An 11,444-nucleotide genomic window follows, 5' to 3' on the forward strand; every position below is an offset into this window, starting at 1 on the left:
GTCGTCGGCGCTGCGGCGTCGCGCGCGGGCACGGCCGCGGCATCCAGCATCACCGCCCCGCCGACCTTGTCATGCCAGCCCTGATAGCGGCCCGTCCCGTCGAACAGCGGCGAGAACATCCCCACCACGAACGCTCCGGTCACGGCGAACACGACGTTGCGCAGCAGTGCCCCCCAGAAGGAGATCGGGGCGAGGTCGTCAGCTCCGACGAGACGGATGCGCTGCGCCCGCATGCCGATCGACCCGCGTCCGGTCTGCATGAGCGTGTAGACCACGAACCACGCGAGCATCAGAAGACCGAACACACCAGCGGCCACGGCCACCGAGATCATCGCGCCGGCGGCCGACTCGGGGTTCTGCAGCGCGCCTACCGTCAGTGTCACGGTCACGACCATGGCCAGCAGAGGCAGCACGCCCGCGATCAGCGCATCGATGACGTAGGCGATGACCCGTCGCGAGATCGGCGCCACATCGCCGAGGGGAATCGTCGTCATGGGGTCTCGCTCTCGGACGTCGGGCTGTTCTTGTCGATGTTGCCAGGTTCACGGCGCACGCGCGCGGCGGCCGCATCCCTGAGATCCTGCAGGCGTTCGCTCATCCGGCCGTTGCCGGTCAGCGACCGCACGCTGAGCCGCGCCTTCATCCGACCCCAGAAGGTGGCCGCGCCGCGCATGCCGCTCACCGCCTCGTCGACCTCGCGCCAGAACGCCTCGACCTCGTCGGCGGTCGGCTCGCCCGGTCCGAAGACCTGGCCGTCTGCCCGCTCGGCCAGGGCGGTGGCCGCCGGCACGGTGAGGGCGGATGCCACGACACCGGCCTCTTCGACGCGGGTGCCGCCCGGCGGGATGCGCGCTCCGTGATCGATCGCGCGATCGGTCAGCTCGTCCCAGCCGCCGCTGATCCGATCGGAATGGCGCTGCGCGTTGCGACGGGCACGGCGCCTCGCCGCCTTCCACGCCCCGATCACGATGAACGGCGATGCGAGCAGCAGCAGTACACCGAGCGAGATGCCCGCGATCGCGAGGATCATGCCGATGATGCCGAGCACGTTCAGGCTGTCATCCTCCGGCTTGCGATCGTCGGGCACCGTCGGAGGCAGATCGACCGGCTCCTGCGGCGGGGGCGGCGGCTGCAGCACCTGCGGCTTCGGGTCGACGCGCGGCTTCGTGTTCTGGTCCTGAGGAACCTTGTCCTCGGGAGGGGTCGGGTCGAACGGGATCCATCCGAAGCCCTCGAAGGCGATCTCGACCCAGGCGTGCACGTCATCGCCGGTCGCGGCGAACACCGGCTCCTTCTTGCGATCGGCATCCGGGTAGTAGCCCATCACCACGCGCACGGGGATGCCGACCTCCTGCGCGGCCAACGCCATCGCGACCGCGTACTGCTCGTCGTCGCCGATCATCTGGTCGCCGCCGAGGAGAGTGCTGATCCGCTCGGCGGTGTGCCCGGCCCGCGAGAGCACCTCGCCCTCGAGCCCGTGGCTGAAGAACCCGCCGTCGGCGAAGTACGTCTCGAGCGCCCTGGCCTGCTCGATGGGAGTCTCGGCGTCGGTGACGATGTCGGCCGCTGTCGCCGAGAGATCCTCCGGCGAGTACGACGAGACCTTCTGCTTGATGTTCGCGAACTTCGCGTCCTTGAGCTGCTCGTCGCCGACCTTCGGCGCGATGATCGCGTCGACGGTGTACGCGTCGCCCTTCTTGAGCTTCGCGGTGACGACCGTCGTGTCGGTCGCCGGATTGCTGTACGCGCTGCGGCGCAGCTCGTCAGCGCGCGCACCCTCGAACGTGACGTCGTCGACGATCGTGGTGCCGGGCAGCCACACCCCCGAGTAGTCCGCGATCTCGAAGCGCAGCCGGGCGGGAACCCCGTCGGCTCCGACGGCCATGTCGCTGCGCAGCGGCAGGAACGCGCTGGATGATCCGGGTCCGCCGTCGGTCACGTTGTAGACCACGCCGTCCCAGCCGTCCATCGCCGCCAGGCGCACCCGGCCGTCTTCGGGCAGGCCGGTCACGGTGAACAGCGTCTTGGTCTTCTGGTCGCGCACCGTCTTGCGGAAGCCCTGCATAGGGCTCGCGTAGTCGCGGATGTTGAACGGCGGGATGATCGCATCCCGGAACACGTGACGCGGCGCCGAATCGGTGACGACCGCGTTCACCCCTGCGCCGGCGCCCGCGGCGACGGCGACGACCGCCAGGCCGCCCACGAGGCGACGGGTGCGCATGTACCTGGCACGAGCGGGATCCGCCTCGCTCACGTTCACCGCCGACGACTGCGGCGCCCACCACGAGCGCAGCGACAGCCAGCCGGCTGCCACGCCGGCGATCACGATGCCCTGCACGAGCGGGAAGGCGGCGGTCGGCACGCCGAGCGCGATCACCAGGAACAGCGCGCCGACGATCGGCAGCAGCGACCACGCGAGATGACGCAGCCGCAGCGCGAGCGACGCCGAGAGCACGCTCGCCACCAGGCCGATCAGGAAGGGCACGAGCAGGTGGCCGTCGGCGGCCGGGACGGGGGCCACCGTGGTCAGCAGCTGCTTCCACGAGGTGATCACTCCCGTCGCCAGGCCCACCACGGTGTCGATCGTGGGGATGACGCCGAGCAGCGCGGTGTGCGGCAGCGCGAGCGCACCGCCGAAGAGGAAGTAGACGGCGACGGTCGCACCGGTGACGATCAGGATGCCCCAGCCGCGCCACGCGCACACGGCGGCGACGGCGAGCCCGAGCACGACCCCGCCGATGGCGGCGAGCAGGAAGCTGGGACCTGCGAAGGTGGTCCAGAAGCCGATGAGCGCGGCGATCAGCAGCATCCCGACCGCGGCGATGTCGAGGATCCAGCCGCGGCGCAGGCGGGACGAGACGGTCTTCTGAGCGGTCATGCGAGAACCCTCTGCAGTGCGGCGGGGAGCTGGTCGAGGGCCCCGACGGTCACGACATCCGCGTCGCCGATGCGGCGCAGCTCGGGACTGTCGAGACCCGACCGGGCGACGACGGCGAGCGCGCGCGCCCCGAAGGGGAGCCGAGCGCAGGCGCGGCGCAGATCCTCGACGTCGACGGCGTCGCCGCAGACGAGCACGACGACGCTGGCCAGCGGCATCGCGGCCGAGACCACGCCGGCGAGCTCGGCGATGCCGCCCTCGCGTGCCTTGGTCTGCTCGACGGTCGAGAGCGAGTCGAGCAGCTGCTTTCCGGTGCCGGATGCCAGTTCGCGGCCCTGCACGCGCACGTCGACGCGCTGCGAGTCCTGCAGCGCGCGCAGACCGATCGAGCCGGCGATCGAGACGCCGAGCTCGAACTCGTCGTCGTCGCGGTAGTCGCCACGCGAACGCGAGAGCCCGATCACGAAGTGCGACCGGCGCGTCTCCTCGAACTGACGCACCATCATGGTGCCGGTGCGCGCCGTCGAGCGCCAGTGCACGTGCCGCAGGTCGTCGCCTGGCTGGTACTCGAGCAGAGCGTGGAACGACACGTCGTCGCGCGAGAGGTCGGCGGCAGGAAGACCCTCGAGGTCGCGCAGGAAGCCGAGCGACTGCCCGCCGAACAGCACTGTGCGGGGATGCACGAACAGGTCGACGGGGTCGTCACGGCGGTGGGCGCGTTCGAACACGCCCAGGGGGTCGCCGCGCACCACGCTCACCGGCCCCACCTCGACCACGCCGCGGCGCTGAGTGGGGATGGCGAACAGCTCTTCGGCGCTCTGACCGGCGGCGAGGCGCTGGATCGAGAACTCGCCGCGGCCGGCGCCGACGGGCAGCACCACGCGCGACGGGAGGATCGCCCTGGTGCCGCGGTTCTCGAGCTTCAACGCGCCGATCGCGCGTTCGCCGACGACGACCCGGGTGCGTGCGAGGTCGAGCGACACGTCGTACTGCGTGCGGCCGATGAGGAACAGCGCGCAGATCACGAGCACGAACGCCATCACCCAGGCGGCGACGACCAGCTCGCGCCAGCCCTGCGCGGCGCCGACGATCCAGAACAGCAGCGTGAGCGCCATCAGCATCCATCCGAGCGGACGCACGACGCGCGCGACGACCCGAAGTCGCTGCAGCGCACGCCCGCCGAGCACGGCGGCGACATCCCGCCAGCCCGCCTGCCGCCCTGCGGAGGCCCTCCCCTCCGTCACCGTCGCCTGCGACATCAGACCGCGGCGCGGGCCTGGGGAGCTGCGACGTTCTCGAGAACGCGGCCGATCACGCTGTCGGCCGTCGTTCCGGCGAACTCCGCCTCGGCATCCAGCAGCAGACGGTGCTGCCAGACGGGACGGGCGAGTGCCTTGATGTCGTCCGGCAGGACGTAGTGCCGGCCATGAGCTGCGGCCCACACCTTCGCGATGCGGATCATCGCGATCGCCCCGCGCACCGACACGCCCAGGCGGATGGCGGAGTCGGCGCGCGTCGCCTCGGCGAGCTCGGCCGTGTAGCGCAGCACTGCGGGCTCGACATGCACGCTGGCGCCCAGGTCGGCCATGTCGGCGACCGCGCTGGTGGTGATCACCGCGGCCAGCCCGGCCGAGGAGTTGCGCTGCGAGGCGCCGGCGAGGATCCGCTCGGTGACCTCCAGGTCGGGGTACCCGATCGACGTCTTGATCAGGAAGCGGTCGAGCTGGGCCTCGGGGAGCTTGTACGTTCCGGCCTGCTCGACGGGGTTCTGCGTGGCGATGACCAGGAACGGGCGCCCCGCCTCGTGGGTCACGCCGTCGACGGTGACCCGTGACTCCTCCATGACCTCGAGCAGCGCCGACTGGGTCTTGGGAGACGCGCGGTTGATCTCGTCGGCGAGCACGATCGACGCGAAGATCGGCCCCTTGTGGAACTCGAAGCGGTGCTCGCGCTGGTCGTAGATCGTCACGCCGGTGACGTCGGACGGCAGCAGGTCGGGCGTGAACTGGATGCGCGAGCTGGTGCCCTGCACGGTCGCGGCCAGCGCCCTCGCCAGGCTGGTCTTGCCCGTGCCCGGTGCGTCCTCGAGCAGCACGTGCCCTTCGGCGAGCATCGCGGCGACGACGAGGCCGACGATCTCGCTCTTGCCCTGCAGGGCCTTGTCGACGTTCTCGACGAGGCGGTGGAAGGTGCCCTGGAACCAGGCTGCCTGTTCGGGGGTCATGCTCATCTGACGTGTCTTCCTGTCTGTGTCCTGAGGTGCTGGCGCGCGAGGCGAATGCGCATCGGCTAGCCGAACGTTCCGTATGCGTTGCCCGGATCGCCGCCGATGATCCTGAGTCTCTTGTCGGTGCTGTATCCGTTGTAGCAATTGATCTGAACGCTGCCGCCCGACGGGATCCTCACCGAGTACCCGCCGTTGTTGCCCGTGTAGTCGTTCCCGGCCCAGCATTCGATGTTGTAGTCGCCGGCCCTGAAGTACTGGTTGGTCGTCAGCTTGAAGCGATGGCAGGTCCCGCCGCCACCGACCACCGTGCATCCGGACACCGGGGTGCCGGCTGACAGCGATGCCTTCGGAGTGGTGTCGGGCTTGGGGCCCGAGGTCGCGCTGTAGGTGCCGGACTCCGCGGAACCGCCCTCCGAGGCGGTCGCGCGCACCCGGATGGTGTGCTGCGTGCTGTACGTGTCGCCGACGATCTTGCTGCCGCTCTCGCCGACCTTCTGCCAGCCGCCGCCGTCCACGCTGATGTACGTGGTGATGGGTCGTCCGTTGTACGACCCCTTGGCGTTCCAGGTGACCTGCACCGACCGGTCGCCCGATGGGGTCGCGTTCCCGGTCGGTGCGAACGGCGCACCGAACGGGGTCACGGAGTTCGACGCGGTCGACGGCCCGGTGTTGGACTGCTGCCCGCCGACCACGGAGTAGGCACGCACGCGCACCGTGGAGGGGGTGCCGTTGTCGGCTCTGATGTCGGAGCGCCCGTCCCACGCCTGCCACGCCTGCGAGTTCAGCTGGTACTGGTAGCGCATCTCGCCCTCGGAGGCGCCGTTTCGGGCCGCGTCCGTCATGGTGAACCCGACGGCGATCGCACGGTCCTTCGGCGTCGCCGTGACGCTCGAGGGTGCGCCCGGCTGGCCGAACGCGCGCTGCGGAGCCGAGCGCGGCCCCAGCTGACCCCACTGCGGGGCCTTGTTCTTGGCGCGCACCGCGTAGGTGTAGTCGGCAGTACTGGTGGGCACCCGCACCGTCTGCGAGGTCGCCGTGCCCGTCGCCGTCCGCGACACCTCGGCGCCGCCCCGGTACGTCACGAGCTCGTACTGCTCGATGGGCGCACCGTTCGTGTCGGGCTGACCCCAGCTGACGGTCATCTGCGCTTCGGAGCCGACCGACGGTGCGCTGCTGACAGCCGGCGCGGCGACCGCCCCGGGCGGACCCGCAGGAATCTCGGCCGCCGAGTACATGCTCCAGCCAGAGGGGTCGGGAGCCCGGTTGTGCGCCTGGATGCGCACGGTGTAGCTCGTGCCGTTCTCGAGTCCCTCCCAGCGCAGGGAGTTGCCGGACACGCCGGTCTTCTGTCCCATCCCCGACGGCGGGGTGGGGGAGATCTCGAGCGTGTACGACTCGACCGGCGAGCCGCTCGATGTCGGCGTCGTCCACGTCACGTCGAGTGCGCGGTCCCCGAACTTCAGCTTGGGCGGCAGTGGCGTGTCGGGACGGGTGTCGGGGCGCGCGATCCCGGATGCCGGCGACGCCGGCCCGTCGCCGACGCGGTTCGTCGCCGTCACCGCGAAGGTGTACTCGACGTTGTTGGTGAGCCCGTCGAGGGTGCACGTCGTCGAGGTGCAGGTCTTCGTGTACGGGTTGCCCGAGACCGACTTCACGGTGTACCCCGAGATGTCGGCGCCGTTGTTCGAGGGCGCCGACCAGTTGAGCACCACCGTGCGGTCCTCGACGGCTGTCACCGTGGGCCGGCCGGGGGCATCGGGGACGCCCTGCACGGTCACCGTGATGCGGCCGTCGACCTCTCGGTCGGGATCCTTGGTGGCGTCCTGGACGCGGTACCGCACCACCATCACGCCGACGAACGACTTGCTCGACGTGACCTGCACTCCCTCGCCGGCGACCTTGGCCTGCCCCTCGCCGCTCTCGACGGCCGCCGAGAGGATCTTGAGCGCCTTGCCCTCGGCCTGGAACGGGTTGATGTCGTTGGCCAGGGCCGGCACGGTGATCGTCTCGCCCTGGTCGGCCTCGTCGACCGAGTCGGGGCTCGCGACGGCGAGCGAGCGTGTCGACGCGGTCACGGCCACCTGCACCGAGCCCTGCACGGGTTCGGTGGTGCCGTCGGTCACGCTGATGCCGATCGAGGCCGTCGTGCCCTTGGGTGTCTCGGAGCCGGTCTCGGCGTAGAGGGTGGTGCCGTCGATGCGCGCATCGATGCCCTTGCCCGGCTTCGTCGTCACCGAGAAGCGCAGCTTGCCGTTGTCCTTCGGATCGGGATCCGTCGCGAGACCCGACAGGTCGAGCGCGGTCGCTTTCTCGCCCGGTGCGATCTGCATCTCGGCGCTGCTCAGCGTCGGCGGCTGGTTGTCGGGCGGCAGCACGGTGATGGGGATGGTCAGCGTGGACTTGCGCCCGTTCGGATCCTCAGGTCCGTCACCGTCGGTCACTTCGAACGTCAGCGCGTCCTCGCCGAAGAAGCGGTCCTTCGAGGTGTACACCAGGGTCGTGGTGTCCTTGATGAGCGAATCGCCGTTCGCGAACGAGGCGCTCACCTTCGATGCCTCCGTCACGCGCACGTTGCCGCCGCCGGCGACGATGACGTACTTGTCGAGCGGGATCTCCTTGGTCTCGCCGCTCTTCACCTCGAGCGGCTTGGTCGACTTCAGCCGCGGGCGCAGCTCGTTCAGCGCGGGAACGAAGATGAAGGCCGACGAGCTGAGCTCGTCCTGGTCGGTGATCACGTAGCGCAGCAGCTGACGCTGCTCCCCCACCGTCACGCGGACCTTGCCGTCGCCGAGCATCCGGGCGCCGTCCTCGAGCGTCACGTCGACGCCCTCGATGGTGCCGTCGGGATCCTCGTCGTTGCGGAGGATGTCGAGATCGACGGTGAGATCCTCTTCGACGTCCTCGACCTGCACACGGTCGTCGCGCGCGATCGGGTTCATCAGCGGGACGTCCTCGTCGACCTTCACGAAGATCGCCGCGGTCGCCCGCGCGCCCTTCGCATCGCTGATCGTGTACTGCAGCGAGGTCTCCATGGCCCTGTCCGGCACGGTGACGATGATCCGGTCGCCGGAGATCTTCGCTGACATCCCGTCGACGTCCGGCGGCAGCGTCAGGCCCGACTTGATCAGACCGATCTGATCGCCCTCGGGGTCGGAGTCGTTCGCGAGCACGGGCACGGCCACGGAGCGACCGGGTCGCACCACGACCGAGTCGTTCACCGCGTACGGGGCCTGGTTGGTGGCCTCGGGCGGTGCGATGCCCACGCGGATGGTCGCGCGCCCCTCTGCCCCGAGGCGATCGCGCACGCGGTAGCTGAGGGTGTCGACGCCCTTGGCGTCGTCGTACGCCTCGTATGTCAGGTAGTTCGCCCCCTGCTCGACGATGCGGCCCTTGGCGGGTGCGCTGTCGACCCCGATCAGCTCGACCGAGTCGCCGTCTGCGTCGAGGCCGTCGAGCGGCACGGGGACGTTGATCTTCGACCCCGCGAGCGTGCGGGCCGTCAGATCGCGCGGACGCGGGGCGGCGTTGGTGCCGTCCTCGTCGACCGGCAGCACCTGCACGGCGATGTGCGCTCCGGCCTTCTGGCCGCGGGAGTCCACGGCCTCGTAGGTGAGGTAGACCGTGCCCGGCTTCTCGCTCGCACGGAAGCGCACGGCATCCTGCGAGACGAACGCCTCCCCGTCTTCGGGGTCGACCAGCGGCTCGACCAGGTCGGGCGCGACGTGCATCTTGTCGCCACTCGGGTGGACGTCGTTGTCGAGAACCGGGATCGTCACGACGTCACCGGCGCGCACGACGGCCTCGTCGTCTTTGGCGACCGGGGCGAGCAGCTTGGTCGGCGCGGGGATCGGGATGACGACCACATCGGCCTCCGCCGACGCGCTGCCGTTCGAGATCCGGTAGGTGATGCGCACCGGCTCGTCGAGACCACCCTGATCGCTGATGCGCAGCGTCTCGTGGTTGAGCACCGAGACGTTAAGCCCGCTGCTGGGCGGGACCGTGACGGACTGCACGACCAGCACGCCGCCGGCCGGATCGCTGTCGTTGCCCAGCACGCCGACGAGCGCCTCGCTGCCGCTGGGCAGCATGGCGACGTCGCGCACCGCGACAGGCGGAAGTTCGCTCTGCTGCTTGTCGAGCACGTCGACCCGCACGATGCCCTTCGCCGGCTTCGGGCCGGCCGTCGCCAGGTACTGCACGTAGTAGGTGCCGGCCGCCTGCGCCTTGAATGTGAACTTGCGGTTGGCGTAGTCGCGATCGAGCTCCGCGCCGGGGGTGTCCTCGACGCGGGCAAGGCGCAGCTGCTCACGACCCGAGCTCGTGTCGTTCGCCAGGGGCGACACGGTCACCGACTCGCCCACGCGGGTGACCACGTGGTCGGCGTTGGTGACCGGGTTGGTCGAGCCCTCAGGCTTGACATCGAGCAGGATCTTGCCTTCGGAGGTCTTGCCCATGGCATCCGAGACGAGGACGAGAACCTCCTTGCGCCCCTGCAGGCTGGCCACGGCGCGGTAGGTGATCTTGCCGTCGGTGGTGAACTCGACCTCGTCGCCCTCGGCCGCGACCACGCCGCTCAGATACAGGTCGTCACCGTCGGGGTCGCTCCAGTCGGGCAGCACGTTGTACGACACGGTGCCGCCGGTCTCGACGGCGAGCTTGCTGGCCCGCTTCGCTCGCGGTGCGCCATTGGTCTTCTCGTCGTGCACCGAGACGGTGACGATCGCCGTGTCCTTGCCGCCTCGACCGTCGTCGATCTCGTACTCGAACGACGCCGTGCCCGTCGCGTCGTCGGGGACGGATATCTGCAGCGCCGCGCCGTTGAGGATCGGACGCACCTCGCCTACCGACGGCTGCTTGCCCACCAGCGACGCGACCAGCACGTCACCGTCGGGATCGTTGTCGTTGTCGAGCACGGGCAGCAGGGTCGTGCCGCCCGGACGCACACCGAGGTCAGGGTCATCCTCCGCGGTCGGAGGAGTGTTCTCCTCCTTGCGGTCGGGCAGGGAGGTCTCGACCGTCTCCTGCGTGGTGTTCTCGTCGTCTTCGCTGTCGCCCTCCGGCGGAACCAGCACGCTCCAGTCGTCGACGCGCTGCAGGCTCTTGTTCGCCAGCCACGCCGCGCCGCCGATGATGTCGTTGAGCACGATCACGTCACGGTTCACGCGGAAGGTCAGCGATGCGGCCTCCTCCGCGCCGGGGATGGTCTCCTTCACGTCGAGGGAGTCGCCGGAGCAGTCCCGGATGAAGGTCGCCGAGACGGCCCACGCACCGTAGGTGCAGCCGCGCAGCTGCACGGGGACGGCGGGGTTGCCGGTGCCGTCGGCCTGCGTCTCGACCGGGTCGCCGCCGTCGAGCGGCACCTGCACGAGCGCGGTGGGCGTGGCGAGGGCGACGGCGTCGGACTGCGCAGACGCCTGCTGCAGCACGGCGTCGGCGGCCTGGTCGATCTCGGTGCGGAATCCGCCCGGTGTCGTCAGGATGCCGGCCGCGGCATCGAGCACGATCGGCGTCGAGCCCACGGCCGTGATGCTGGGTGTCTTGCTGATGTCGATCTCGCCGACCGACCGGGAGGTCGGCTCCTGCGGCAGTCCGTCGGGGTCGACGGGGACTTCGACGACCTCGCCGCGTTCACCGGACAGGGCGAACACGGTGCCGTCGCGGCCGACCGTCACGTCGGCGCCCTTGCCGAGCTCGGCCGTCGGATCCGCCCCCTTGATGTCGAATCCCGACAGCGCCTTCGCCGCGGTCACCCACAGGTCGCCGGACTTCTGGTCGAGGATCGCCACGGTCTTCGCCCCGAGTGCGACCTTCGCGCTGCCCGGCACCGATGCGCTGTCGCTCAGCGCCATCCGCGCGGGGTCGACCGCCGTGAGCGTGCTCGCACCCCTGTCGGCCACCAGCACGGTGCCGCCGTCCTGCAGGATGTCGTACTCGTCGCTCGCCGCGCGCATGCCGCCGTCGAGCACCGTGGATTCGTGGTTGAAGTGCCCCACGAGAAAACTCGACGACTTCGTGAGCCAGACGCCGGCATCGTTGAGGTCGACCTTCGTGGTGGGCAGTCCATCGTACGCCATCGCCATGGTCGTCAGCGCCACCGCGCCGATCGCCACACCTGCCACAGATGCTGCGGCTTTCGGTCGAGATCGCACCCACGACAGTGCCCTCATGAATTTCCCCCGGAATCACAGCTCTGGTCCGCCCCCGCGTCGCCGCGTGGCGGGCATACCGGTTCATCCTAACTCGGGCGTGTTCCGGCTCCCCATGGGGAGAGATCCCCATGGGGAGCCGGAGTCAGCTCAGCAGCGCGAGGGCCAGACCGCCGAGCCCCGCCACGGAGAC

The 11,444-nt window shown here is 70.0% G+C and carries 5 protein-coding genes; all 5 read right to left on the reverse strand.

Annotated elements, in window-relative coordinates:
• Nucleotides 1-494 (reverse strand): RDD family protein (locus tag RT309_RS10220; protein WP_313356761.1); only part of this gene is annotated, 494 nt, incomplete at its 3' end.
• The gene (locus RT309_RS10225; RefSeq protein WP_313356762.1) at nt 491-2,878 is read right to left on the reverse strand and encodes a transglutaminase domain-containing protein; all 2,388 of its coding nucleotides are present in this window, start codon (nt 2,876-2,878) and stop codon (nt 491-493) included. The genes RT309_RS10225 and RT309_RS10220, both read right to left, overlap by 4 nt.
• Nucleotides 2,875-4,137: a DUF58 domain-containing protein gene (locus tag RT309_RS10230; protein ID WP_313356763.1), complete on the reverse strand. Its 1,263-nt coding sequence runs from the start codon at nt 4,135-4,137 to the stop codon at nt 2,875-2,877. Before RT309_RS10230 ends, RT309_RS10225 begins: the two co-directional genes overlap by 4 nt.
• Nucleotides 4,137-5,108 carry a MoxR family ATPase gene (locus RT309_RS10235; RefSeq protein WP_313356765.1) on the reverse strand — a complete coding sequence of 324 codons (972 nt, stop codon included), beginning with the start codon at nt 5,106-5,108 and terminating at the stop codon, nt 4,137-4,139. The genes RT309_RS10230 and RT309_RS10235 overlap by 1 nt, the downstream gene beginning before the upstream one ends.
• Before the next feature lie 59 nt (nt 5,109-5,167).
• A complete protein-coding gene (locus RT309_RS10240; RefSeq protein WP_313356766.1) occupies nt 5,168-11,224 on the reverse strand; it encodes an Ig-like domain-containing protein in 6,057 nt (2,018 codons plus the stop codon).
• Between the last annotated feature and the right edge of the window lie 220 nt (nt 11,225-11,444).

It is taken from the genome of Microbacterium sp. (assembly GCF_032084865.1).
Taxonomy (GTDB): domain Bacteria; phylum Actinomycetota; class Actinomycetes; order Actinomycetales; family Microbacteriaceae; genus Microbacterium.